We start from the raw sequence: 210 nt of genomic DNA, 5'->3' as shown, positions 1-210 counted from the left end.
AGAGGCAGGAAGGCATATCCGCTGGGAATGGGAGATGTACGGCGTTGCGGATGATATTTATGTAAAAGAAGTTGAGCAAAACAAGCGGATTCTAATCGAATCATCGGACAACACGATAGTCGAGTGGATATTTACTCCCGAAGCGGATACAGAAACCTTTGTCACGATTACAAACTCGCGATTTACAGGAAGCGAAGAGGAAGTCGTCAA

Annotated in this window: 1 protein-coding gene; it reads left to right on the top strand. The window is 45.2% G+C overall.

Translation table 11 applies throughout. The features are described 5' to 3' along the window. On the top strand, positions 1 to 210 hold a 210-nt coding region (locus LKX83_RS33635; RefSeq protein WP_465249360.1), incomplete at both ends, for an SRPBCC family protein.

It is taken from the genome of Cohnella baijiui (assembly GCF_020731285.1).
Lineage (GTDB): Bacteria > Bacillota > Bacilli > Paenibacillales > Paenibacillaceae > Cohnella.
Note: the sequence above shows the minus strand (reverse complement) of the source record. Positions and strands in the feature narration are given on the sequence as shown.